Genomic DNA, 22,715 nt, shown 5'->3' on the forward strand with positions numbered 1-22,715 from the left:
CTGCAGCTCGCCCCAGGCCTGGCGGCGGCGCTGGGCCGCCCGGGCTTGTGTCATTCGTCGCATTCTTCTTCCTCGGCAGCCATCGGCCCGTGATCTGGGCAGTGTGGCGGCCCTACTTCATCCAGCCATTTGCGCGAGACGCGCGCCACGTAACCGCAATCTGCGCAGAGCACCTTCATCAGGCGGGTGGTCTGCTTCTTCGGAGCGTTGGTGATCAGCTCCTGCAGCTTGTCGCCCGCCAGGCCTTCCCGGATGCCCTTGGCGATCAGGCCGGCGCCTTGTGGGCGTTTGCCGGACGGGAACAGGCCCTCTGGGCGCCACTGCAGCTTGCCGTGTGGCAGTTGGCCCAGCTCGTCGATGAAGGGCTGCACCCATGCCTCGAACACTGGTGTCGGCACCGTGCAGGTGAATGGCTTGGTCATGCCGATCAGCATCATGAGCCGTTTGAAATTGCCCTTGTGGCCCTCCTGGAGCCCGACCGCCACGTGGCAGAGCTCGTGCGCCAGATAGGCGGTCACCATCATCGGGCGATCCTCATCCGGACGGATCAGGATCTCGAACTTGCCGTCAGCGCTGGCCACGTCCGACCAGACCTCGGCGGCCGCGCGGGCGTTCTGCCCGCCGGAGGTGAAGCCGATCGAGACGCGGAATGGCTTGAGGGGGAAGCCGAGCTCGGCGAAGCGCGGAGCCATACGCTCCGCGATCGCGTTCAACCATGTTTCCCTGTTCACGGCTTGGCCTGATCAGGTACGCCCTTGTTCAGCATGCTGCGCACACTCTCGACCAGCTCTACAGGCGCCAGGGCCTGGGTTTTCTTCGCTGGCTGAGGCAGAAGCTTGCCGGCTTCAGGAAAAATATCGATCAACTGACGGGATGTGCGGCAAGAGCTGATGACGTTAGTTGCCTTCGCATGGAATTCGACGGCCGCCCTCAAGATATCCAGCAGCTGTTCTTTGACTGCGCTGGCCTGTTTGGCGATCTTGCTGCCAGCCTCTACCTCTCCCATGCCGTTCAGACGAGGGACTGAACCATTGGTCGACGTGAACTGGAGCTCGTAGTTATCGTAGTAGCCTTCCTTGCGAACGAAGCTGGCAACCTGTGCGTACTCAGGTGTTTTGAGGATGGTTTTAAAAATATCGAGACGCGCGCTCTCGTCGCTGCGGTGGCGGGAGAAGGCGATCCGCAGAGGGTTCCCTTGTCCGGGCACCGAAAGGCTCTCCCGCGTGGTTGCCGCCACGACACCGGCGGCGATCAATTCTGGGTAGCGCTTCGGATCGATCTGCAGAACCTTCCCGACCGCGGCAGCGTGATCGGCCCAAAACTGCTCGTTCAGCTTGGTAAGAGTTGCACCGATGCGCTTGCCATGCTTCGCGACAGCCTGCTGTGTGAGTTGGTCTACAACGCGCTCGCGCATCTCTTTGGATAGCGCAAAAGATTGAGTGGTCATTTCCTTTCCTTCTAGAGTAATCGTCAGTATTTAAAGGCCATTTGCTGCGGCCTGGATGAATCATACTTGATCAAAAATAAGTAATGCAAGCATTTGGTCAAAGAAAACCCGCCGAAGCGGGTCTTTTGCATGGTGCAGGTCAAAGCAGAACGAGCGGCTGCTTCGGCACCAACTGATCAGCCAGCATGCGGCGCAGGATACGCTCATGCGGTGACTGGCTGACCTGCTCGTTCGCCCAAGCTTCCCAGTCGCTGCGCTTGCCGTACTCGGCGATGATGCGCCCGGCCTCGCCGCGGGCGGCCAGCCAGGTGTCCAGGCTCTTCTGGCGTTGTTGAGCGATGAGGGTCATCAATAGGCCTTCCCGCCGGCCAGCTGCCGGGTTTCCAGCTTGTGATCGGCGCGACGCTGGTTGTAGGCCAGCTTCTCGATGGCAGCGCTGGTAATGTCGAGCTCGAGGAAGCCACCCAGGTCAAGAATGCGGATCAAGGCGTCCGCCAGCTCAACCTCGATCATCTGACGGTGAGGCAGGTGGTCGTCCATCAGCTTTTTGCGATCGCCTTCCATCGCCTCGCTGATTTCCGAGTGGATCAGGCACAGTTTCTCGGCGACGTTGACCTGCTCCAGGGTCTTGCGCTCCCCAGTCGCTTTGTCAGTCCACCAGCCGCTGAGGCAGGCCAGCGAGTGGCAGAGATCCTGAAGGATATCCAGGCCCTCGACCGCGCGCTCAATGCCACGGGTATGTTGGATGCCGCCGATGTATGGAGTGGTCGCCATGATGGCTTCGAGTTCTTGTGCTGCCTGGTTGAGTGGAGTGGTCACGTTCCTTTCCTCGTTGGTGGTTGGTCATGCTGCCGCGCGCCTGGCGGCTGTCTGTTCGGCCCTGCAGGCCTTGCATTCTGAGTGGTAGTGCCCGCGCGTGGTAATGAAGCTGAAGAATTCGTCAGTCTGCGGCCACCACTCTTCGCAGTGCCCGCACAGCTTTTCTATCTCGCCGTCAATTTTTCTGAGTACAGGCCTACCAGCGTAGCGTCGGATTACCATCGCTTGACTGCTCTGTGGGTGCTGGCGTGCTGATGATACTCAAAAATGAACAAGCAGCGCAACAGCACCCGTCGTGACGTGAAACTAGCGCCATGAGCGATAAAGCGATCGAAGTAGCACACAACCCAGCAGCGCCTGCCGACGAGCAGCGCGATGCCATGCGCGTCGCTCAGAAAGACGCGATGCCGTCCACCGTGCGCGATATGCTGCCGGTGGTCGAGTTCATGCAGCGCCAGATCGAAGAGCAGGACATGCACAAGGCTCTGTCGAAGCCGAATGTGATCCCGTTCCCGTCGACCGCTATCGAGAAGAAGCGCGACGGCATGCAGTCGGTCTTCCTGGACGATCGCCGGATCCAGATGCTTGGCGACTACTACGAGCCGCCCGGCAATTTCGGCTTCGACATGATGCGCGCGATGGTCGACCAGACGCCGATCCTGTCGTCGGTGATCTTGACCCGCCAGCGCCAGATCAAGCGCTTCTGCCGCGTGCAGGAGAGTGGCAAGGGGCCAGGGTTCGCCATCAAGCTCAAGGACACCTCTGCAAAGCAGGGCGATTCCGAGCGCCAGTCCATCCAGCTGCTGGAAGGGTTCTTCACCAACTGCGGGTGGGAGGCGAGCCCCAGGGTGCGCAAGCGCCTGCGCCGGGATAACTTCTCCGGCTTCATGATGAAGCAGGTACGGGACAGCCTGATCCTGGACAGCGCGCCGATCGAGACCGAGTGGAAGCGCGACCGCAAGCTCGGCATCGACGGGTTCTACGCCGTGGACGGCGCGACCATCCGCCTGTGCAGCGAGGAAGGCTACCAGGGCGACGACGAGATTTTTGCCCTGCAGGTCGTCCAGGGCAACCTGCGGGCAGCCTACACCTACGACGACCTGATCTACGAGCCGCGCAACCCGCGCACTGACGTGATGGTTGGCGGCTACGGCATGTCCGAGACCGAGCTGCTTATCAAGGTGGTCACCGGCCTGCTCAATGCCATGACCTACAACCTGAAATTCTTCGACAGCAACAACATCCCGAAAGGGATGCTGCACCTGTCCGGCGACTACTCCGAAAGCGACCTGAATTCGTTTAAACGCTACTGGAACGCCATGGTGAAGGGTATCAACAATGCCTGGAGCCTGCCGGTGATGGTCTCCAAGAACCAGGAGTCCAAGGCGTCGTTCGAGAAGTTCGGCGTCGACATCGATGACGTGATGTTCGCCAAGTGGATGACCTTTCTCACGTCGATCGTCTGCGCGATCTACGGCATGGCCCCGGACGAGATCAACTTCGAGTCGTTCACGGCCGGCAATACCTCGGCGCTGTCCGGCAGCGACACCGAAGAGAAGCTGATCAACTCCAAGGACAAAGGTCTTCGCCCGCTGCTCAGCCACTTCGAGGACGTCTTCAGCGATTTCATCGTCGCCGAGTTCGGCGACAAGTACGTGTTCCGCTGGACTGGCCTGGACGAGATGAATCCGGAGCAGGCCTGGAAGGAAGAGGAGGCCCTGAGCACGCTGAACGAGGCGCGCAAGGCCCGCGGCTGGGACGAGATCAAGGACGAGATCCTGGGCAACGCGCCACTGAACCCGAACCTGATGGGCGCGTACATGCAGGCCCATGCGCCGGCAGGCGATGAGCCCGAACAGTCGGCGGCACCCCAGGGCAAGCCTGCTCCCAAGGCCGATCGCAACCCGGAAGACGACGCCGAGGATGGCGAGGATCTGGCGAAGTCGTTCGGCCTGCCAGTTTTCAGGGTCGACCCATGAATCAAGCCCAAGCATAACCCTGAATCCTGACAGGGCCTGGCCGGGGCTAAGCGGCCGGGGCATTTTCTACCTCTCGCGGTCGGAGGTCTGCCCATCAGTGATGGTGGTCGGCAGGAACGACTGAGAAGCGCAGCCCTCTGCTCGGTTCGCCGGGTTCGTCGCTAAGGGGGAAGTTCCAGCCGCCGGCGCAGCGCTAACTGCCCGGCGGCCGGGGCGCCACCACTCCAGCTGCGAGCCAAGGCCAATGTCCAACCTCTTTCTCGACATCTACCCCCTCTCCGAGCGCGCCACCAACGACGCGCTCGAGTACATTTTCAAGGCGCACGACCACGGCGGCGACGGCATCTGGTCGCCTCACGAGTCGCCGCTGATCCGGCGCCTGGTCGAGCTGTTCACCAAGCGCGGTCTCGACCGCCTGGACGCCGTCCAGAAGCAGATCCTGGCCTGGGAGGCAGGTGATCACCACAAGCCCAGCGAGGCGCCGGTGGCCCGCCCTGGCATGATGGAGCGCTGGAACGAGGCCGAGCTGTCTCTGGTGAAGCTTTACCTGGAGAGCCTGCCGCCCGAGCAATGGGGACTGGATGACCATATGATGGCCGTCGACTACGTCGTGCAGCGCTACCTGCCGGCCGACGAGCTCAAGACCGAAGCCGAGTGGCTGTCGACCCGCGCCGGCATGATGGGCAAGGTGCAGGCAAACCTCGATGCCGCCGCCGTAGCAACCATGACGGGCAAGGGCGCCGACGCGATCCTGGCGGCTCTGCCCAGCACGGTTGCCCAGGCCGTCAGCCAGTTCAACCTGCCAGCGCAGCAGCGCGCCACCCTGGAGTTCGCCCGGGTGCGCACCGCTGAGAACGTGCGGGCGCTGACGGATTCCGTGCGGCACCGCATGCGCAACACCATCGTGCAGCACCTGGAGGAGCAACAGACCACCGCCGCAGGCGTGCCTGGCCAGGCCCTGCAGTCGAAGCTGTTCGACCAGTTCGCCATGCTCAACCGGGACTGGCGTCGCATCGCCGTGACCGAGGCTGGCGAGGCACAGACGCAGGGTTATATCGCCAGCCTCAAGCCGGGCACGAAGGTGAAGCGGGTCGAGCAATACGCAACCGCCTGCGGGTTCTGCAAGAAGATCGACGGCGTGATCGCTACCGTGGTGGCCGCCGACGCGCCGGACAAAGACCCGGAGACCCAGATTTGGCCAGGCAAGAACAACGTCGGTCGCTCCGCCTCGCCGCGCAAGCGCGTTGGCGACCAGCTGGTGGCGCGTGATCCGGACGAGATGTGGCAGTTGCCGGCAGGCCTGGCGCATCCGCACTGTCGCGGGCGCTGGGTGCCGGTGATCGAGGACGAGCCAGGTGACGATCCTGAGTTCGCCGACATGTTGCGCGAGCTGCTGGCGTAGCGCCACCGCTCAGCTTGCGCTAAAATGATCAAACCTGACCCGGAGCCAACCACATGAAAAAGCTGCTGCTGTCCCTGTACATCGCCACCGCCACTGCCTGCATGGCCGGCGGCCCTGTGTTCGCCGCCGATGCCGGCAGCTGCTATGCGATCGCTGACGCGGATGCGCGGGCCTACTGCCTGGCGAAGGCGCGCGGCGACAGCGGCACCTGTTACACGATTCAGTCGAGCGGCCTGCGCTCGCAGTGCCTGGCCGAGGTGCGGAAGTAGTTGCAGGCGCGATAGCTCTGCGCGCATACTACCCGGGCACTTCCTTTCCTTCCCCAATTGCCGCTCCCTGGAGCGGCTTTTTTATGCCTGCGCTCCCAGCTGAAATCGTCGTGACAGCAAACTGACTTCATGAACGAAGCAGAGCGCATCGGCGCGAACCCAGAATACCTGAGCATTGGCACCATGCTCAAAGCTCGCCCCTCCGAGGAGGGTGGCGAGCGCTTTATCTATCTGGAAGCCGCCCGCGAAGGCGTTGACCAGCAGAACGAGTGCGTCCTGGCCAAAGCGCTTGGCGACTCTGCAGAACACTTCCTCAAGTTCGGCAACATCGACATCGATCACAAGACCATGCCGGTGATCGCCAAGGCTTACGGTTTGACCCTGGCCGAGGCCCAGTCCCATGAGATCGGCACGCCGGAAGACGTGCAGGTCGACGGCAAGTCCGTGCTGGTGAAGGCCCGCCTGTACCGTGGCGACACGCCGCTGGCAGCGAACGCGAACATGGTCTGGGACAGCATGACCAAGCTGAACCCGCCGAAGCGCTGGTATGCGTCCGTGGGCGGCGCGACTCTGGCGAAAGCCGCCGGCATCGACCCGGCCACCAAGAACCGCGTCGAATTCGTGACGAAGGTGCGCTGGTCGAATCTCGCGATCAGCCAGCAGCCTGTGAACCAGCATGTCTCCCCGGTCAGCACCATTCCATTTGGTGCCCTGGCCAAGTGCTGGACGGCTGAAGGCTTCAACATGGCCAAGGCCCTGGAGGCGAGCTTCGCCACCGACGCCGCGGCAAAGACCGGCGGCGCCGCGCTCGGCATGCAGTCGCTCGATACCGGCAGCAACCAGCCGGTCAGCTACTACGACTTCCGCAACAAATTGGCCGATGCGCTGCAGGGCAGCCTGGTCGGCCAGAACATGCACGCGATGATCGATCACGCGGTGCAAGAATTCAGTCTGTCGCCAGATGAGGCGGCGGAGTGGGTGGATCGCTTCCTGAGCGATTTGAAATCTAGTCTATCCAAACGGAGCTAAACATGAGCACTGGCAAATTCGATGAATTGCTCGCTCAGCTCAATGCTGAGCAAGAAGAGCAATCCACCCTGGCCAAGGCCCTTCCGGCGGATGGCGGTGAGGACGACAAGGCGATCCAAACTGCTTCCGCTGAAGGTGCCGAAGGCGAGAACACCAATCCCGAGGACGAAGGCGAAGAGGGCAAGCAGCCCCTGGCCAAGTCCATGACCACCGCCGAAGGCGAAGAGCTGGAAATCGTCGACGCAGGTGAGCTGATCAAGTCGCTGCACGACCTGACCGGCCGCACCACCGTGGTCGAGGAAACCCTGACCAAGGGCCTGGAAGCCGCTCTCGGTCTGATCAAGGGCCAAGGCGACATGATCAAGTCCCTGCAGGGCCAGATCAGCAAGCTGGGTGGCCAAGGCGCTGGTCGCAAGACCGTGCTGGCTGTGCACGAGCGCGCCGCTCCTGCCGCCGAAACCCTGGCCAAGTCCCAAGCCGAAGAAGGCATGACCAAGGAACAGTTCCTGGCCAAGTCCGAAGCTGCCTGGCAGGCCAACAAGATCACCGGCATCGAATTCTCCGCAGTGGACGCAGCTTTGCGCACCGGCGGCAAGCTCGACCCGTCGCTGATCCAACGCATCGTTCAGTAACCCGCCGCACTGGCAAAACCATCCACTGAGGATACCAAATCGATGGACGCAAACTCCCTACTCGCTCAGCTTGCCAGCAGCGCAACTGCTACGAGCGGCGGCAACTCCCAGCTCGGCGGCTCGATGGGCGGCGCAGGCGCTGACCTGCTGAAAGCCCTCGAGGCCAGCAACTACCAGACCGACGTCGCCACCCTGGACGGCGGTGGTGCTCTCGGCATCCAGTCGCTGGACACCGCGATGAAGACCGTTGTTCAGGAAGAGAAGCACTTCACCCTGTTCAACCGCCTGCAGCGCACCAACGCCACCAACATCGTCGACGAGTACACCCGTCAGAACAACATCGGCGGCTTCCTGGGCGGCTCGACCAACACCCAGATGGGTCAGGTTCGCGCGGCTACCGGCGAATACAAGCGCGAAGTTGGCTTCGTGAAGTTCCTGATGACCCTGCGTCAGGTCGGTTACGTGCTGAACGTCGGCAACAACCTGGCCCAGCCGCTGGCTGTCGAAGAGCGCAACGGTGCCAAGCAGCTGCTCACCGACGCCAACTACCTGCTGTATCACGGCAACGCTGATGCCAGCCCGACCCAGTACGACGGCATCATCAAGCAGATCGAAGACGGCGTTTCCAAGGGCGAGATCGCTCCGGAAAACGTCATCGACATGCAGGGCAAGAAGCTCGACAGCGTCGAGGCCTTCAGCCAGGTCAACGTTTCCGTGGGCAACTACGGTTCGTGGGGCCGCAGCACCGACGTGTTCCTGCCGATGAGCGTGCAGAACGACCTCAACCAGGGTCTGGATCCTGCCTTCCGCTGGACTCCGCAGGGCATGAACACCCCGATGGTCGGTGGCCATGTCGAAGGCATCCGTCTGCAGGGTGGCGTTCTGCGCACCAACGAAGACACCTTCATCCATAACGAGTACCACCCGATGGTGTCGCCGTTCGAGGTGACTCAGCCGGTCGTGGCCGCTGCCAACGCCGCATTCAAGCCTGCCAGCATCGCCGGCGTGGCTGCTGCCGACGCATCGTCCCAGTTCACCAGCACTCGTGCCGGTAACTACTTCTACGCTGTCGCCGGTATCGGCGCCAACGGTGAAGGCCTGACTGCTGTCGTGAAGTCGGCCCAGGTCGCAGTTGCTGCGGGCAACAAGGTCACCCTGACCATCACCCCGTCTGCCGCGAACTCCGAAACTGGCTACGCGATCTATCGCAGCCGCCAGAACGGCAGCAACGACACCGCCGACATGCGTCTGGTGAAGGTCATCGCGAAGGCCCAGGGTGCCAACACCGTGTTCGTCGACCTGAACCGCGACATCCCGGGCACCGTCACTGTGCCGCTGCTGAACATGGACACCGGCGCCGATGCCATCGGCTGGCGTCAGTTCCAGCCGATGACCAAGATCCCGCTGCCCTTCGGTGTCGGTGGTGTCCCGGTTCATTCCTGGTTCCAGTTTCTATTCGGTTACCTCCGCGTGACCAAGCCGAAGCACCACGGCATGATCAAAAATATCTTGCCCTCAAACTCGAAGTGGCGCCCGCACCAAGGGGAGTAATGGCGTCCACACGCTAGAGTGAGTTAGAATGGCGGCCTTTATAGGCCGCCATTTCTATTTGACCATGCCAAAATTTACGATCGACGAATGCTTTGAAGAGGCAAAAAAATACAGCGCGAGAGTTGATTTTTTCAAAGGAAGCCCGGCCGCATACGCCGCTCTTCAGAAAAGAAAACTGCTTTCTGATGCTTGCTCCCACATGACGCTTTCTCCCAGGTATTCGTACACGCGCTGGGACGTTGCATCGGCATTCGCTGAGGCAGCGAAATACAAAAATCGAGCTGAGTTCAAGCGCAAATGTCCTGGCGCCTACGAGTTCGCGCTGGCCAACGAAATCCTAGACCAGGCATGCTCAACAATGCGTAGTGGGCATCGCTTTTGGCACCTGTTTGAGCTTATGGCGGTCGCGCTGAAGTATGATGACTGGGGTCAATTTCAAAGGCATGAGCGTCAAGCCTACACTTACGCTACGAAATACAAGCTGCAGGCTCTAGCTAGCTCTCACATGAAAAAGTTGCGCATCACCTGGACAAAGGATTTGGCAATGGCCGAGGCCGCCAAGCACCAGTCGCGCGGACTATTCCAGGCAGCAGCCTCCGGCGCCTACAAGCACGCCGATCAATATGGTTACCTCGACGAGGCGTGTGCCCACATGCCGCCACCGGAGTATGGGTTCTCGAAGGAAAAGCCGTCCGTGCTTTACCATCTCCGCATCACCACCCCTAGCGTCGTGCTCTACAAAATCGGCATTACAAACCGAGATCCTGCCGCAAGGGTGAAAGGCATGGGAGTGCCGGCGGGCACTGATGTCGAGGTTCTGGACATGATCAAATTTGAATCTGGTCGTGATGCCAGAATCGCAGAGAAGCGTTTGCATCGGCGGCATGCCGAGCATCGCTACACTGGAGCGCCGGTGTTGAAGAACGGAAATACCGAGCTTTTCACCGTCAACGTTCTCGAAATTTAGCGATCAGAGGATCCTTCCATGCCCCGCGTAATTTGTGACCTGCCGTTCGCCAGCGATCTGATCAACGGCGTTGCATTCCATCCGCTCGACCAGGGCGGCAAGATTTCCGACGACATCGAGACCGAGCTGGCCGAGTGGTTCGCCACCATCCCCGGCTACAAGCTGGACGAGGAAGGCACCGAGCCCGAGGCGCCGGTAGTGACCCCGCCCCCGAAGCTGACCAAGGCCCAGCAGAAGGCTGCCGATAAGGCTGCCGCGCAGAAGGCCGCGGAAGAAGCGGCAGCCAAGGCGAAGCCCGAGGCTCCGGCGACCACCGAGACCGCTGCAACCGAGTCCCAGGCCGAGACCCAGTCTGAGGGCGACACCCAGACCGAAACCCAGTCCGAAACCGAAACTGAGACCGAAGCCACGGCCTCGGAAGAAGGTTCGCAGGACGCAGTGTTCTAAGGAGGACACATGAAGGAGACCATCCGCAAGCTGTTGAACAACCTCAACATCGGCACCAACAAGGCGAAGGTCGGCGACTATGTTGCCAGCCTGGAAGACCGCATCAAGACCCTGGAGACCAAGGTCGCCGCTCTGGAATCTGCCGCCGCCTGACCGGCGTGATGTCACACTAAAGGCCGCCGCGTGCGGCCTTTTTCTTGAGGATTTTTCATGACCACGATCATCGCCGGCAGCCCGGCCAGCTTCTCCGTAACCGTCCAGGCGAACGGCCAGCCTGTGCCGATCACGGGCGGCGTCGAGGCCCGTGTCTTCTCCATGGACGGCAAGCAGGAGTTCGTGCCGGCCTTCCCGGCCCAGGGCGACGCATCCGGTGCTGTCGCGGTCGAGCTCGACGATACCCAGACCGGCACGCTGCCAGCCGGCGACGTCATGCTCGTGCTGTCGGGCGGCTTCGGGATCAAGCGGTTCAAGCTGACAGTGGAGACGCTGTTCGAGCCCACTCGCACATCCCTGTTCATCAAAGACATCATCATCGAGGAGCTGCGCAACGATCGCCTGATGGCGGCCGCTGCCGGCGTGCTGCAGGACGTGGTGGTGAGCGACGACTACCTGTGGGACAAGATTCGGGCCGCAGAATCCGAGCTGTCGCACACCCTGCGCGTGCCGTTGGTGCCCACCCGCTTTTTCCCGAACCAGCCCACCCAGGAGCAGATCGACGCACTGGACGGCATGGCCTGGGCGGTCGAGGTCGGCAACGACTACGACCCGACCATGTGGCAGGGCGACAAGTGGGGCTTCATCGTTACCCGCGAGCGCCCGATCATCTCGATTGATGACCTGGTGTTCCGGTACCCGGGCGGCAGCTTCGGTGTGGTGAACATCCCGCCGCAGTGGATCAACGTCGACGCGAAGTACGGTCACGTGCGCATCGTGCCGACCACCAGCGTGGTCTACAACGGCATGGCCGGCGCCGTGATGATGGCCGGCGTCAGCGGGCGGATCATTCCGTCCATGATCCAGATGACCTACACCGCGGGCCTGACCGACGTTGCCAACACCTACCCGGAGCTGCTGGACGCCATTAAGAAGAAGGCCGTGCTCAAGGTCGTCGGCGACACCTTCCTGCCGCAGTCCGGATCGATCAGCGCTGACGGCCTGTCGCAGTCGCTGTCGGCCGACATGGGCAAATACTACGAGGCCATCGACCACATCATCAACGGCCCGGCCGGCAGCAACGGCGGCCTGATGTCGAAGATCCATGGCATCCGTATGATGGTCATGTAAGGGGGCTCCATGCGCTTAAATCCCAACGCCTTCAACCGCCACGTGGTCAAGATGGGCCAGCAGGTGCTGTGGCGCCCGGCCTACGCCTGCTCCTGCACCAACCCGGACAGCGGCGCGCCGGATCCGAAATGCAAGCTGTGCCGCAAGCACGGGCGCATCTGGAGCGAGCCGCTGCAGACCGTGGTCGGCCTACAGAAGCAGGAGGTCAAGCCAGAGTGGGAGAACTCAGGCCTCTGGGAGGCCGGCGACCTGATGGTGACCGTCCCGGAGAACTCGCCCATGTGGAATGGCGGCCAGTTCGACCGGGTCACCATGCTCAACGCCGAGGATCGCTTCTCCAAGCCCCTGGTGCGCGGCCGGCCCGACGAGGATCTGTCCACGCTGTCGGTGAAGCGGATCGAGCGGGTATTCTGGAAGCACCCGGTGACCCAGGCGCTGGTCGAGGGCGGCATTCCTGTGGTTGACGCAGAGGGCAAGATCACCTGGGGTGAGGGGGCGCCACCAACTGGCATGGCCTACAGCATCACCGGCTTCAAGTACCCCGACTATTTCATCTGGGCCGAGCTCCCGTCGAACAGGAACATGCATTCCGGGGTGCGCCTGCCCAAGCGGGTCGTGCTGCGGCGATGGGATCTTATTTCGCGCGGGTGAGGCTACCCGCCGAGCTGCTTCTTGATGGCCGCGGCGAACGCGGCATTCGCTTTCGGCTGCATTTTTTGCTGAACCTTGCGTGCCAGAAATTGCCCGGGTTGTGCCGGTCTGACCCATCCCGTCGATCCCTCCATAAGCACCCTGAACGTGAGGTAGGCGCTACTCTTAGCCCCGCCAGGCGTGCTCGTATTGAACCGCACCATGCCGGCGGCCCACTTATGCTGGCCCGCGTCCGCCTTGCTCAGCTTCTGACCCCAGGCGTAGTTGTTCTGCGGCACCATCATCGCGCTGTGCGTCTTGGTGCTCGAGAGGAATGGCGTCTGGTTCTTGGACGGCGACATGCCTGACTTTGGCGACAAATGGGTGACCTCGCCGCTGGGGCGGGTGCTCTGGCTGGCGACGGTAGACGCGCCCAGCGCCTGCGCCTGCTCGTACAGGCCTGCTTCCTGCAGCTTCTTCACGTTGTGGCGCATCGGGATGACCAGGAAACGCTTGCCGCTCTCGGTGCGGCGCACCTTGGGGCTCGTGTTCAGCATCTGCTTCATGTCGTAAGCAGGGCGGCCGTTCTCGATGGCCTGGTCGTGCTTGTAGTTCGACTCGATCACCGCGGTGAAGTCGCCGGTCATCTTCCAGGTGATGGTGCTGGCGTAGGCGTCCTTTTCGCCGCTCCAGAGCTTGGCCTGGTAGACCTCCTTCTGCCATTCCGCCGCCGTTTGCTGGGCGACAGCCCGCACCGCCTGATTCAGGAGCGGGAAGACCTGCTTGTTGATGATCGCCGTGACGTCGAGCTTGGAGCCCAGGTCAAAGCTGATTTTGAAGGATGATCCGGCCATAGGCTTAGCATGCCGTCACGCCTCGTCGTGACGCCACAATGCCCACATGGCAATTTCAATCGTCCAGCCACTCCCCGCCGGCAACGCTATCCGGCTCTTTATCGCCCCGCCTCCGGGTGCGAGATACTGGCTCGTCCTGCGTTCCGCGATGGATGATTTCGACAGTATGCAGCCCCTGGCAGACGCGCAGCGGGTCGACCACGACGGCCTGCCGTATATGGTCTGGGATGACGGCGCCATGGTTCCGATCGCCTACGAAGGCGACGAGCGCGTGGTGATCGATGCCAAGCACCTGCAGAACGAGGTCATGGCGTTCTACCGCCCGTACTACCGGATGCCTGACGGCAGCTGGCAGGCTGCTCAGACCGCCACCGGCACGCCCAAGGCCCTGTTCGAGGAGAGCACGACCGACGTGCAATCCTTCATCCGTGATCGGCTTGAAGCCGGCCTGAAGGTCGAATGCGAGCGCGAGAACCTGGTGACCGAGCACGGCTACGTGCAGGTCTACACCGCCCCGCCAGCGCTCGAACAGAACCTGCGTTTCCCTCTGGTGACGATCACCCTGGAGAACGAGTGCCCGGTCGAGCGCGGCATCGGTGAGGACGTGGCCGGCGACGCGTTCGACGCAGTCGGTGACGACTGGTTCGACTCCGAGGGCTGGCTGGCGCAGGTGCAGTTATCCCTCGTCGGCTGGTCGCTCAACAGCGACGAGCGCATCGAGCTGCGCAAGGCCATGCGCCGGGTGATCCTGGCCAATCTGCCGATCTTCGAATCCGTGGGCATGCTCACCCCGCAAGTCAGTTTTCAGGACGTTGACGCCCTCAGCGGCGAGTTCAACGCCAACATGTACCAGGTCATGGGCTCCTTCTCGTGCCTGGCCCCAGTCCGCGTCGGTCGCCGTTACGGCGAGGGCGAGGTCGTCAACGATGTCATCACCAGGAGCACCAATGGCTAAATCTCCCGCCGTTGCGGACAAGCCCGTCGAAAGCGCGGGCAGCGAGCCGCTTACCCTAACCGAGTTCTGCATCCGGCTCTCGAAGCGCGTGAAGCGCGTCGAGCTGATCGGCGCCTTCGAGTTCGTCGAGAAGGCTGCAGGCCACGTCCGCGATACCGAAGAAGCCTTCCAGGGCCGCTTCGACGCGTTCATCAAACAGCCTGCATAAGGAGGCGACATGTCCGTTTTCTTCGACGGGAAACTTCTCGTTACCCCGACTACCGCGTCTGTCGTCAATGACGAGGCGATGCGCAACCAGAACATCTCGGTCGGCAACGTCGCCGCCCTGGTCGGCCGTTCCACCGGCGGCGAGCCGCACAAGCCGCTGCGCTTCTCCAGCCCGAGCGAGGCCAAGCGTGTCCTGCGCAGCGGCGAGCTGCTGGAAGCCGTGCTAAAGGCGTTCGATCCGTCCGCCGAGGTCGGCAGTCCTGCCACCGTGGTCGCCGTGCGTGTGAACCCGGCCATCCAGTCGGCGCTGACCCTCAAGAATGGCGCTGATGCCGACGTCATCAAGCTGACTTCGATCGGCTTTGGCCTGGGCGAAAACCAGATCAACGCCAAGATCGAGTCCGGCACCCTGACCGGCAAGCGCATCACCATCCAGCAGGGCAACCGCTTCTACTCGGCCGACAACATTGCTCGCAATACTTTCAGCGTGCAGTACAGCGGCGGCGAAGCGACCGCAACACTGACCGTGAGCGGCACCCAGGTCGTGCTGTCGGCACCGGCCGGTACCGCTGTCGAGACCATCGCCCTGGCTGACTTCCCGACTGTCGGCGCGCTGGTCGATCGCATCAACGCCGTGCCTGGCTTCGCCGCCTCGGTAGAAGGCCGCAGCGACTCGCAGCCGACGCTGACCGCGCTGGACTTCGTGTCTGCTCAGGACGTCCTGACCAAGTACACCGCCACCGCCAACCTGCAGGCCGTCGTCGACTGGTTCAACGGTTCCAACCAGGATCTGGTGCGCGCCGAGCGCCTGGCGAATGCCGGCACCGTGCCCGCCAACATCGGCTTCACCTACCTGGCTGGCGGCAGCGACGGCACGACCACCGTTCAGGACTGGGCTGACGCCTATGAGGCCCTGCAGCGCGTCGACGTGCAGTGGGTTACCCCGATCAGCGGCGAGGCTGCCATTCACGCCCTCAACGACACCCATTGCGCCTTCTGCTCCGAGCAGCTGCGCAAAGAGCGTCGCAGCATCGTCGGCACCACGGTGAACACCAGCAACGAGGCCGCCCTGACCGCCGCCAAGGCGCTCAACAGCGACCGCACCTCGCTCGTGCACCTGGGCTACTACGACTACGACCTGAGCGGCAAGCTCGTGCTCATGCCTCCGTACATGACCGCGGCCCTGCTGGCTGGTGCGTTCTCTGGCGTCAACCCGGGCACCCCGCTGACCAACAAGACCATCAAGGTTCGCGGCCTCGAGCGCGACCTGATCAACCCGACCGAGACCGACGAGCTGATCCTGGGTGGCGTGCTGCCTCTGGAAAACACCGAGGCCGGCTACAAGGTGGTCAAGTCGATCAGCACCTGGCGCCAGAACGACAACTACAACCGCGTGGAGCAGTCCTGCGGCTTCGCCCTCGACTTCACCGTGCGTACTGTGCGTGAAGCGCTGGACGTGCTGCGCGGCCAGAAGGCCAACCCGCTGCTGCTGTCGCGCGCGATCAGCATCGCCGACAGCGCCCTGCGCGAGCTGGCCCGCCAGGAGCCTCAAGGCCCCGGCATCCTGGCTGGTGACGCAGAGAGCCCTGCCTACAAGGGGATCAAGGCCTCGATCGAAGGCGACGTGGTTCGCGTCGAATTCGAATGCTCGCCGGTGATCCCTGCCAACTACATCCTCGTGAGCGTGTTCGCTGTCCCGTACAGCGGCAGCGCGAGCGCATAAGGAGCCTGACCCATGAGACAGAACCTCAAAACCCGCTCCGGCAACCGGATCGCCATCGTGCTCGATGGCAAGCAGATCGGTCTGCTGCAGTCCGTCCGCGCAAACGATGACTACTCGCCCGAGCCGGCGAGTGGCATCGGCGACATTCACGTCGTCGAGCACGTGCCGACCATGGCCCGTCACTCGCTGAGCGTGAGCGCGATGCTGCTCAACCGCGGCGCCATGCTGGAGGCCGGCGTCGCCACCGAGAATGGCGAGACCGCGCTGCTCGGCCTGGTCTGCGACATCGAAGTCTACTCCAAGGACGACGGTGCCCTGCTGCGCAAGTACATCGGCTGTACCTACGCATCCGGCGACCTGGAAGTCAGCAAGCACGCCATCGTCATGCAATCTGGCCAGTTCATGGCCCTGGACGTGACCGGCAGCGCGGCGTGACGCCACAATAGCTGTAACCGCCGCCCACCCGACCGGCTGGGCGGCTTTTCTTTATCAGGAGAATGACCATGGCTCGTGAGCCGCAGAAGACAGATTTCCCCGTCGAGGTCGAAGGCCTCGGCACGTTCATTTTCGCCCGGCGCACGATGCGCGACGAGATCGTGATCCAGCGGGAGTTCGCCCGGTACATCGACGGCGTGGAGCCAACCGCCTGGCTGGCCCAGATCGGTGGCTGGCTGTCGGATATGCGCACGCTGATGGTCGAGGCCCCAGAAGGCTGGCTGGCCGATATCGACGGCAACCCGATCAAGGATCTGATGGACGTCGACCCGCTCGACGAGGACACCTACTCCAAGCTCGCGAAGGTGCACGAAGCCTTTCGCGACAAGGAGCGGTCTTTTCGACGCAAACCTGCACAAGGCGGCGAAGCGTAACGGCAAGGAGAGGGCCAAGACGATCGAGTTCTGGTTCAGGCGCAAATACAACCTGACCAGCACCGACCCAAGGTTCCTGGAATGCACGCTGGAAGAAATGACCACCGACTACTGGGCTCACATCTACCACGACGACCCGAAAGCCGGTGACGAGGTGGAAGACGAAGACTTCGACATGGAAGCTGAGCTGGCCAAGCTGGAAAACGACCCTAACGCCTGGGAAAACCTGAGCAAATGAGCATCAAAATCCCTGTTGAGGCCAGTTTCGATTCTGGCGACATTGAGAAGCGCATCGCGCAGGTCAATCGCCAGTTCGAGGCGATCGGCAAGGCAGTCGCAAAGGCCAGCAACCAGCGGTTCGAGCCGATCACGCTGAAGAGCAAGCAGGATCTGGACTACTTCACGAAGCAGTCCCAGCAGCTGCTGCGCATCCAGGGCGAACTCAGCGCGCGGATGAAGAAGAGCGGCCAGGAGGGCAAGAACCCGTTCGAGGCCGACTGGTCGAAGATGTACCTCAACGAGAGCACCCGCCTGCGCCGCATGCGCGAGGCGGTGGTCTTCATGGGCGCATCTTTCGAGGACGCGCATTCCCCTGTCTCGCCATCCCGGCGCCCGGGAGGCTCCTCGAGCCAGCCGCCGACTCGTGCCCCTGAGCCACCGACCCGTCGTCAGCCAGGTGTCGGCGCCGCGATCATCGGTGGTGGCCTGCGCGGCCTCGGCCCGGCTGGCGGCGTTGCTGCCGGCTCGCTGTCGACCGGCCTGTCGATGGGTGCCGGCGCCGGCCTGATGGGCCTGCTCGGCGGCCTGGGCGCCCTTGGCCTGGGCAAGCTCGTCGGCGCCGCCACCGAGAAGATGGGCGTCGCCGAGGACAACGCTGTCGCCTATGACCGGCTGAAGCGCAGCCTGGGCGACGTCAATGTGTCGTTCGGCGCCCTGAAGAGCGTGCTGGAGAGCTCGGCCGACAACGTGAAGGTGACCTTCACCGAGGCCGCGCAGCTGGGCACCCAGTTTGCCAAGCTGGGCAACCTGACGGCCGACCAGTACAAGACGCTCGGCAGCGAGCTGCAGACCGGCGTCGGCCTGTCCCGCGCCTACGGCCTCGACCCAAGCCAGGGCGTCGGCGCGCTCGGCACCATGCGCGGCATGCGCCTGACCAGCAGCGAACAGGACAGCCGCAAGTTCGCGCTGATCATCGGCGAGACCATCGCCCGCTCGAACGCCTTCGCCAAGGCCGACGAGGTGATGGACGCGATCGCCGGCTACGCGACCCAGCAGACCCGGGCGAGCCTGGGGGCGAACGTGGGCGGCTATGCCGGCATGTTCTCGGCCCTGACTGGTTCGGGCATCCCGGGCCTTGACCCTGCCGGCACGGCCGGGCTGCTGGCCCGGGTGAATGCCACGCTGGCCGGCGGCGGCGCCAAGGGCGAGGCAAGCCAGTTCTTTACCCAGACCATCGGCGCGCGGCATGGCCTCGACCCGTTCCAGATGCAGCTTTGGCGTGAGGGTGGCGCATTCTCCACCCTCGACAGCACCTTCGGCCCGGGCAGCATGGCGAGCCGCTTTGGCATCCGTGGCCCCCGCGGGCAGTCCACCTTTCTGGAAGAATCGCTGGCCGGCCTGAAGCAGCAGTACGGCAGCAACGGCGGCATGATGCTGCATGCGACGGCCAACCACCTGGGCGTCAGCATGGCCCAGGCCGGCGCCCTGCACATGATCAACCCGAACCAGGCTGGCGAGATGGAGCGTCGCCTGTCTGCAGCTGGTGTGAAGCTGAGCGACCTGAATGCTGGCGGCATCTCGTCCCTGTCCAAGGTGATGTTCGGCTCGGACGCTGACCGGGCCGGCATTGCCAGCAGCCTGCGCTCCCGCACCGGTGCCGGTGCCCTGTCCGCCGACGAGCAACGCCAGCTCGACCAGGTCATGGGCGGGAACAACATCTCGGCCCAGAAGGAGCTGCTGACCCGCCTGGTGGCCAGCCGCGACCAGGAGCAGACGCAGGGCAAGGACATCCGGGACAGCAAGAACGCCATCGATAACATCAAGACGTCGATCGCCGACAAGCTGATCCCGCTCACCCAGGAGATGCGCCACGGGATCATGTACATCGCCGGCAAGGGCGAGAAGTCCGCGGCCGACATCCAGGAAGGCGTCATGCGGGCCGACTCGAACGGCCGGGCGCAGGCTATCAAGGGCAAGTACGGCGCGCTGATCGACGAGCAGGGCAAGAAAATCTTCGATGCCCGCATGGGCGAGAACCCGGCCGACTACAGCACCATCGAACGCTCCCGCGAGATCCAGAAGGCGGCCAACGAGGAGATCGATCGCCTCAAGCAGGAGCAGGCCGACCTGCTGGCCGAGGAGAACGATATGCTGAGCGAGCGCGTCAAGGCGATGCGCGACGACGAGACCCGCAAGCTGCTGCCGGAGCCGGCCAGCTATTCGTCTGGTGGCCCTGGCCAGCGGTTCGTCAACGGCAGCGGCCGGCGCGGCACGGGATCGGCTGCATACCCAGCCGGCGCCGGTGGTGGCGTGATGCCCAAGGGGCTTGGCAAGCTGGCCTACGACCCGGCGTACCGGGCGATGGTCGCCGGCTACGAGAAGGAGATCGGTGCGCCTGAAGGCCTGCTGTGGGCGCAGATGCAGCAGGAAAGCCGATTCCACGCGGGCGCTGTCAGCCACGCGGGCGCCGAGGGCGCTGCCCAGTTCATGCCGGAGACGAAGGCAGGCATGGAGCGCAAGTTCGGTCGCAAGTTCGACTCGTTCGACCCGCAGGACGCCGCCTTCATGCAGAAGGAGCTGATGCGCGAGCTCTATCAGCAGTTCGGCAACTGGGACGATGCCCTGCGCGCCTACAACGCCGGCCCGCGCCGCAGCCGCTGGAACAACAGCGAGACGCGCAACTACGTGCCGGCCATCCGCGGCCACATGGAGCGCAACGCTGCGAGCCAGGGCACGCCGCTGCCTGACGGCGCCCCTGCTGCCGGCGGCCGAGACCAGCGCTTCATCCTCGATGCGCCGCCGATTGAGGTCATCCACAAGAACGCAGCCGGTCAGCCAGTGGCGCCAACGCAGATGCTGGCGACCACCATCCGTCCGGCCAGTCCGTTCGGCACCACCGGCTAAGGGGTCAGAATGCCGCATATCCAAGACGCGCAGCCGCAAATCAGCGTGCGCCTGTACAAGACGATCAGCCGCACGACGGTGGATGGCCAGACAGCCGTCTCCACCCGGTACCAGGGCAAGGACGAGTACATCGACCTGACCCCGTTCCTGGGTGAGGGATCGAGCGTGGTGACCAGCAAGAGCGTGCGCGAGCCCGCAGGCGCCTTCAGCGTCACCTTCGCCGACCGGCCGCAGGGATCTGTTCTGGCCGAGGTGCAGCAGATGCTCTGCGTGCCGACCCAGGCTATCGAGTCGATCTATGGCCTGGTCGAGCCAATGGACGTGGTCGAGATCCGCATGTGGGGCGGCGTCGGCCCACGCCCGGCGGTGCTGCCGATCAAGATGCGCGGCTTCGTATCGGAAGTGCAGCGCATGCAGAGCATGTCCGGCGACGGCAAGCCGGTGCGCCAGGTGGTGATCAGCGGGCAGGACTACGGGAAAATCTGGCAGACCTTCCAGGTGATCTACCTGGCCGCCTATGCCGAGGGCCAGGCGCTGCTGACCAGCTTCAACCTCTGGGACATGTTCGGCGTCGATGCCAAGAACGTGCTGTCGGCGCCTGAGTTCGTGCGGCAGATGATCAAGAAGGTGATCAACCCGCACATCACCAAATTCATGCCGAAGAACTCGCCCATGCCCAAAGAGCTGCAGACCGGCGACAGCATCGCGGTCAAGCACGGTGTGGTGAACAACAGCTACCAGAACATGCAGGGCTCGATCTACGACATCCTGAAGTTCTACGGCGACGTGGGCGTGTGGAACGAGCTCTACACCGAGGATCGCGAGGACGGCGTGCACGTGGTCTATCGCCCGATCCCGGCCATGCACCTGACCAAGCCGAAGGGGGCGAAGAGCCGGAAGATCCAGGATGATGCGCCGGAGCCGGTCTATGTCACGGTGCCGGACGACTACATCGCCAGCGTCTCTACAGCGCGCTCAGACGCGAACGTGGCCAACTTCTACTGGGTCAACAACAGCAAGTACGACCTGGTGGACGACCTGTACCGCAAGCTGTCGGCCATCAAATCCTCCGATGACACCGTCAACTTGAAGGAATACCCGAACTCGGCCGTCAAATACTACGGTGTGCGCCCCATGTACGCCGAGACCCAGCAGGGTGGCGACGGGATCACCAACGAGACCAGCGGCCTGCCGGAAGAGCAGCAAGACAAGCGATCGTCCGAGATCGAGTCCTGGATCGAGAAGCGCCGCCGGCTGATGGTCGAGATGAACCGCGACAACGTGGTGCTCGAGCGGGGCATGGCCCGGATCAAGGGCGGCCTGATGCGCCGGGACGGCAGTGGGCCGCTGCGCGCTGGCGACTACGCCGTGCTCACGCTCGGCACCACCGAGGCGAACGCCTATGTCGTAACCCTCATCGACGAGTTCCTGCCGTTCCAGGGCTACACGGCCACGATCCAGTTCGAGCGTGGCGAGGGCTTCGTAAACCGTACATCCGCCGAGGGCGGCATCAATTCACCATGGCTGGCCGAGCAGGCCCGCAGGCTGGGATTCCCATGAGTAAGCGCTTGGCGGTGGTCGTTGCCACCCACCCTGAAGACCATTCCGTCGACTTGGTCATGGCCGATACCGGCGAGCGCATGGTCGGCGTGCAGGTCATGACCATGAACGGCAGCAGCCGATCGGGCACGGTCGACCTGCCGGCGGTGCCGGAGAAGGCCAACAAGTGGGATATCTCCCAGCGCACGGGTCAGGATCAGATCGCCGTCGTCGACGTCATCAACAAGCAGCCGGTGGTCAGCGGGTTCCTGTACCCGCAGGTCAACCAGATGCTGTCGAAGGATCCCAAGCGCCTGGTCGGCCGGCACCAGTCCGATGTCCAATGGTCGATCGACGGCGACGCCAACGTGCAGTTCCAGCACCCCAGCGGCACCTACATCCGCATCGGCGAGGCGCCGGACGCCGAGGACACTGCCGGCCAGAACGCGGACGGCAACGCGAAAGCTGATCGCAACACCAGCCGCAAGGTCAACGTCCGCATCGGCCTGGCCGGCAACGCCGTGGTGCTGACCATGACCCCTGATGGCGCCGTCACCTTCAAGCTGGAGAAGGACTTCACCATCGAGGCCGAGGGCGCGATCGCCATGAAGGCGAAGGGCAACATCTCGATGGAGACCGAGGGCGAGTTCCTGGTGAAGGCTTCTGGCGACGCCAAGATCAACGGCGCCAACGTGCGCCTCAACGAGGGCTGATCATGCCAGGCATCTCTCGCGTTGGCGTCGACGCGGCCGGCGGTACCATTATCGGCAACCTGGCGCCCACGGTCTTCATCAATGGGGCGCCATGCGCTGTCCAGGGCGCAGATGTTGCGCCCCATCCGCCGTTCCCGCCACACTCGGCGGCACCGGTGATGGTCGGGCACAGCTCGACGGTCTTCGCCTGCGGGATACCGGTTTGCCGCGCCGGCGACCAGGCCAGCTGCGGGCACGCGGCAACCGGGAGCGGCAACGTCTTCGCCGGCGGCTAGC

26 protein-coding genes are annotated in these 22,715 nt (G+C 63.3%); 21 read left to right on the forward strand and 5 right to left on the reverse strand.

Translation table 11 applies throughout. The features are described 5' to 3' along the window. Positions 1–50 precede the first annotated feature (50 nt). The 4 genes from FHR70_RS03650 to FHR70_RS03665 all read right to left on the reverse strand — a co-directional run bounded on the left by FHR70_RS03650 (position 51) and on the right by FHR70_RS03665 (position 2,266). Positions 51–713 (reverse strand): SprT family zinc-dependent metalloprotease, encoded by a 663-nt coding sequence (locus FHR70_RS03650; RefSeq protein ID WP_210277457.1) that lies wholly within the window; start codon positions 711–713, stop codon positions 51–53. Between the two features lie 14 nt (positions 714–727). Next, positions 728–1,447: an Nmad5 family putative nucleotide modification protein gene (locus tag FHR70_RS03655; protein WP_183447194.1), complete on the reverse strand. Its 720-nt coding sequence runs from the start codon at positions 1,445–1,447 to the stop codon at positions 728–730. Positions 1,448–1,586: 139 nt separating this feature from the next. Beyond that, positions 1,587–1,796, reverse strand: a complete 210-nt coding sequence (locus FHR70_RS03660; protein WP_183447195.1) for a hypothetical protein — start codon at positions 1,794–1,796, stop codon at positions 1,587–1,589. Beyond that, complete coding sequence (locus FHR70_RS03665; RefSeq protein ID WP_210277458.1) at positions 1,796–2,266, reverse strand: nucleoside triphosphate pyrophosphohydrolase family protein; 471 nt, start codon at positions 2,264–2,266, stop codon at positions 1,796–1,798. The genes FHR70_RS03660 and FHR70_RS03665 overlap by 1 nt, the downstream gene beginning before the upstream one ends. A 314-nt stretch (positions 2,267–2,580) precedes the next feature. Between FHR70_RS03665 and FHR70_RS03670 the strand changes: the two genes are divergently transcribed. The 11 genes from FHR70_RS03670 (at position 2,581) to FHR70_RS03720 (ending at position 12,477) form a co-directional block, all read left to right on the forward strand. Continuing rightward, entirely contained in the window at positions 2,581–4,245 is a 1,665-nt protein-coding gene (locus FHR70_RS03670) for a phage portal protein (protein ID WP_183447197.1), read from the forward strand. A 244-nt stretch (positions 4,246–4,489) separates the two neighbouring features. Next, positions 4,490–5,647, forward strand: coding sequence for a hypothetical protein (locus tag FHR70_RS03675; RefSeq protein WP_183447199.1), 1,158 nt, complete (start codon positions 4,490–4,492; stop codon positions 5,645–5,647). A gap of 53 nt (positions 5,648–5,700) precedes the next feature. Further along, positions 5,701–5,916, forward strand: coding sequence for a hypothetical protein (locus FHR70_RS03680; protein ID WP_183448578.1), 216 nt, complete (start codon positions 5,701–5,703; stop codon positions 5,914–5,916). Between the two features lie 129 nt (positions 5,917–6,045). Continuing rightward, positions 6,046–6,945, forward strand: a complete 900-nt coding sequence (locus tag FHR70_RS03685; protein ID WP_183447201.1) for a hypothetical protein — start codon at positions 6,046–6,048, stop codon at positions 6,943–6,945. Between the two features lie 2 nt (positions 6,946–6,947). After that, positions 6,948–7,577, forward strand: a complete 630-nt coding sequence (locus FHR70_RS03690) for a hypothetical protein (protein WP_183447203.1) — start codon at positions 6,948–6,950, stop codon at positions 7,575–7,577. 42 nt (positions 7,578–7,619) lie between these two features. Then, positions 7,620–9,128, forward strand: coding sequence for a hypothetical protein (locus tag FHR70_RS03695; protein ID WP_183447205.1), 1,509 nt, complete (start codon positions 7,620–7,622; stop codon positions 9,126–9,128). A gap of 28 nt (positions 9,129–9,156) precedes the next feature. Continuing rightward, positions 9,157–10,095 carry a GIY-YIG nuclease family protein gene (locus FHR70_RS03700; RefSeq protein WP_183447207.1) on the forward strand — a complete coding sequence of 313 codons (939 nt, stop codon included), beginning with the start codon at positions 9,157–9,159 and terminating at the stop codon, positions 10,093–10,095. 18 nt (positions 10,096–10,113) lie between these two features. Next, positions 10,114–10,542, forward strand: coding sequence for a hypothetical protein (locus tag FHR70_RS03705; protein ID WP_183447209.1), 429 nt, complete (start codon positions 10,114–10,116; stop codon positions 10,540–10,542). A 9-nt stretch (positions 10,543–10,551) separates the two neighbouring features. After that, on the forward strand, positions 10,552–10,695 hold the full coding sequence (locus FHR70_RS03710) for a hypothetical protein (RefSeq protein ID WP_183447211.1): 144 nt from the start codon (positions 10,552–10,554) through the stop codon (positions 10,693–10,695). Between the two features lie 57 nt (positions 10,696–10,752). Continuing rightward, positions 10,753–11,826: a hypothetical protein gene (locus FHR70_RS03715; protein WP_183447213.1), complete on the forward strand. Its 1,074-nt coding sequence runs from the start codon at positions 10,753–10,755 to the stop codon at positions 11,824–11,826. Positions 11,827–11,835: 9 nt separating this feature from the next. Further along, positions 11,836–12,477: a hypothetical protein gene (locus tag FHR70_RS03720; RefSeq protein ID WP_183447215.1), complete on the forward strand. Its 642-nt coding sequence runs from the start codon at positions 11,836–11,838 to the stop codon at positions 12,475–12,477. A 2-nt stretch (positions 12,478–12,479) separates the two neighbouring features. Here the strand turns inward: FHR70_RS03720 and FHR70_RS03725 are convergent, their stop codons facing one another. After that, entirely contained in the window at positions 12,480–13,310 is an 831-nt protein-coding gene (locus FHR70_RS03725; RefSeq protein ID WP_183447217.1) for a hypothetical protein, read from the reverse strand. A 46-nt stretch (positions 13,311–13,356) separates the two neighbouring features. Here FHR70_RS03725 and FHR70_RS03730 point away from each other — a divergent pair, with 46 nt between their 5' ends. The 10 genes from FHR70_RS03730 to FHR70_RS03775 all read left to right on the forward strand — a co-directional run bounded on the left by FHR70_RS03730 (position 13,357) and on the right by FHR70_RS03775 (position 22,714). Next, positions 13,357–14,265, forward strand: coding sequence for a hypothetical protein (locus tag FHR70_RS03730; protein ID WP_183447219.1), 909 nt, complete (start codon positions 13,357–13,359; stop codon positions 14,263–14,265). Next, on the forward strand, positions 14,258–14,473 hold the full coding sequence (locus FHR70_RS03735) for a hypothetical protein (RefSeq protein ID WP_183447221.1): 216 nt from the start codon (positions 14,258–14,260) through the stop codon (positions 14,471–14,473). The genes FHR70_RS03730 and FHR70_RS03735 overlap by 8 nt, the downstream gene beginning before the upstream one ends. A 9-nt stretch (positions 14,474–14,482) precedes the next feature. After that, on the forward strand, positions 14,483–16,195 hold the full coding sequence (locus tag FHR70_RS03740; RefSeq protein WP_183447223.1) for a hypothetical protein: 1,713 nt from the start codon (positions 14,483–14,485) through the stop codon (positions 16,193–16,195). A gap of 12 nt (positions 16,196–16,207) precedes the next feature. Continuing rightward, positions 16,208–16,630, forward strand: coding sequence for a hypothetical protein (locus FHR70_RS03745; RefSeq protein ID WP_183447225.1), 423 nt, complete (start codon positions 16,208–16,210; stop codon positions 16,628–16,630). A 68-nt stretch (positions 16,631–16,698) separates the two neighbouring features. Further along, positions 16,699–17,064 carry a hypothetical protein gene (locus FHR70_RS03750; protein WP_183447227.1) on the forward strand — a complete coding sequence of 122 codons (366 nt, stop codon included), beginning with the start codon at positions 16,699–16,701 and terminating at the stop codon, positions 17,062–17,064. Between the two features lie 97 nt (positions 17,065–17,161). Beyond that, entirely contained in the window at positions 17,162–17,302 is a 141-nt protein-coding gene (locus tag FHR70_RS03755; protein ID WP_183447229.1) for a hypothetical protein, read from the forward strand. Then, the gene (locus tag FHR70_RS03760) at positions 17,299–20,187 is read left to right on the forward strand and encodes a lytic transglycosylase domain-containing protein (RefSeq protein ID WP_183447231.1); all 2,889 of its coding nucleotides are present in this window, start codon (positions 17,299–17,301) and stop codon (positions 20,185–20,187) included. Before FHR70_RS03755 ends, FHR70_RS03760 begins: the two co-directional genes overlap by 4 nt. A 9-nt stretch (positions 20,188–20,196) precedes the next feature. Beyond that, complete coding sequence (locus tag FHR70_RS03765) at positions 20,197–21,747, forward strand: hypothetical protein (protein WP_183447232.1); 1,551 nt, start codon at positions 20,197–20,199, stop codon at positions 21,745–21,747. After that, positions 21,744–22,439, forward strand: a complete 696-nt coding sequence (locus tag FHR70_RS03770; RefSeq protein ID WP_183447234.1) for a hypothetical protein — start codon at positions 21,744–21,746, stop codon at positions 22,437–22,439. The genes FHR70_RS03765 and FHR70_RS03770 overlap by 4 nt, the downstream gene beginning before the upstream one ends. Before the next feature lie 2 nt (positions 22,440–22,441). Then, a complete protein-coding gene (locus FHR70_RS03775; RefSeq protein ID WP_183447236.1) occupies positions 22,442–22,714 on the forward strand; it encodes a PAAR domain-containing protein in 273 nt (90 codons plus the stop codon). Position 22,715 lies beyond the last annotated feature (1 nt).

It is taken from the genome of Microvirga lupini, assembly GCF_014191055.1.
In the GTDB taxonomy this organism is placed as follows: domain Bacteria; phylum Pseudomonadota; class Alphaproteobacteria; order Rhizobiales; family Beijerinckiaceae; genus Microvirga; species Microvirga lupini_A.

Bases quoted from the DNA above. Each gene is read 5' to 3' on its own strand.
- FHR70_RS03655 (WP_183447194.1), bottom strand. From the start codon at position 1,447: ATGACCACTCAATCTTTTGCGCTATCCAAAGAGATGCGCGAGCGCGTT.
- FHR70_RS03660 (WP_183447195.1), bottom strand. From the start codon at position 1,796: ATGACCCTCATCGCTCAACAACGCCAGAAGAGCCTGGACACCTGGCTG.
- FHR70_RS03670 (WP_183447197.1), top strand. From the start codon at position 2,581: ATGAGCGATAAAGCGATCGAAGTAGCACACAACCCAGCAGCGCCTGCC.
- FHR70_RS03675 (WP_183447199.1), top strand. From the start codon at position 4,490: ATGTCCAACCTCTTTCTCGACATCTACCCCCTCTCCGAGCGCGCCACC.
- FHR70_RS03680 (WP_183448578.1), top strand. From the start codon at position 5,701: ATGAAAAAGCTGCTGCTGTCCCTGTACATCGCCACCGCCACTGCCTGC.
- FHR70_RS03685 (WP_183447201.1), top strand. From the start codon at position 6,046: ATGAACGAAGCAGAGCGCATCGGCGCGAACCCAGAATACCTGAGCATT.
- FHR70_RS03690 (WP_183447203.1), top strand. From the start codon at position 6,948: ATGAGCACTGGCAAATTCGATGAATTGCTCGCTCAGCTCAATGCTGAG.
- FHR70_RS03695 (WP_183447205.1), top strand. From the start codon at position 7,620: ATGGACGCAAACTCCCTACTCGCTCAGCTTGCCAGCAGCGCAACTGCT.
- FHR70_RS03700 (WP_183447207.1), top strand. From the start codon at position 9,157: ATGGCGGCCTTTATAGGCCGCCATTTCTATTTGACCATGCCAAAATTT.
- FHR70_RS03705 (WP_183447209.1), top strand. From the start codon at position 10,114: ATGCCCCGCGTAATTTGTGACCTGCCGTTCGCCAGCGATCTGATCAAC.
- FHR70_RS03710 (WP_183447211.1), top strand. From the start codon at position 10,552: ATGAAGGAGACCATCCGCAAGCTGTTGAACAACCTCAACATCGGCACC.
- FHR70_RS03715 (WP_183447213.1), top strand. From the start codon at position 10,753: ATGACCACGATCATCGCCGGCAGCCCGGCCAGCTTCTCCGTAACCGTC.
- FHR70_RS03720 (WP_183447215.1), top strand. From the start codon at position 11,836: ATGCGCTTAAATCCCAACGCCTTCAACCGCCACGTGGTCAAGATGGGC.
- FHR70_RS03725 (WP_183447217.1), bottom strand. From the start codon at position 13,310: ATGGCCGGATCATCCTTCAAAATCAGCTTTGACCTGGGCTCCAAGCTC.
- FHR70_RS03730 (WP_183447219.1), top strand. From the start codon at position 13,357: ATGGCAATTTCAATCGTCCAGCCACTCCCCGCCGGCAACGCTATCCGG.
- FHR70_RS03735 (WP_183447221.1), top strand. From the start codon at position 14,258: ATGGCTAAATCTCCCGCCGTTGCGGACAAGCCCGTCGAAAGCGCGGGC.
- FHR70_RS03740 (WP_183447223.1), top strand. From the start codon at position 14,483: ATGTCCGTTTTCTTCGACGGGAAACTTCTCGTTACCCCGACTACCGCG.
- FHR70_RS03745 (WP_183447225.1), top strand. From the start codon at position 16,208: ATGAGACAGAACCTCAAAACCCGCTCCGGCAACCGGATCGCCATCGTG.
- FHR70_RS03750 (WP_183447227.1), top strand. From the start codon at position 16,699: ATGGCTCGTGAGCCGCAGAAGACAGATTTCCCCGTCGAGGTCGAAGGC.
- FHR70_RS03755 (WP_183447229.1), top strand. From the start codon at position 17,162: ATGACCACCGACTACTGGGCTCACATCTACCACGACGACCCGAAAGCC.
- FHR70_RS03760 (WP_183447231.1), top strand. From the start codon at position 17,299: ATGAGCATCAAAATCCCTGTTGAGGCCAGTTTCGATTCTGGCGACATT.
- FHR70_RS03765 (WP_183447232.1), top strand. From the start codon at position 20,197: ATGCCGCATATCCAAGACGCGCAGCCGCAAATCAGCGTGCGCCTGTAC.
- FHR70_RS03770 (WP_183447234.1), top strand. From the start codon at position 21,744: ATGAGTAAGCGCTTGGCGGTGGTCGTTGCCACCCACCCTGAAGACCAT.
- FHR70_RS03775 (WP_183447236.1), top strand. From the start codon at position 22,442: ATGCCAGGCATCTCTCGCGTTGGCGTCGACGCGGCCGGCGGTACCATT.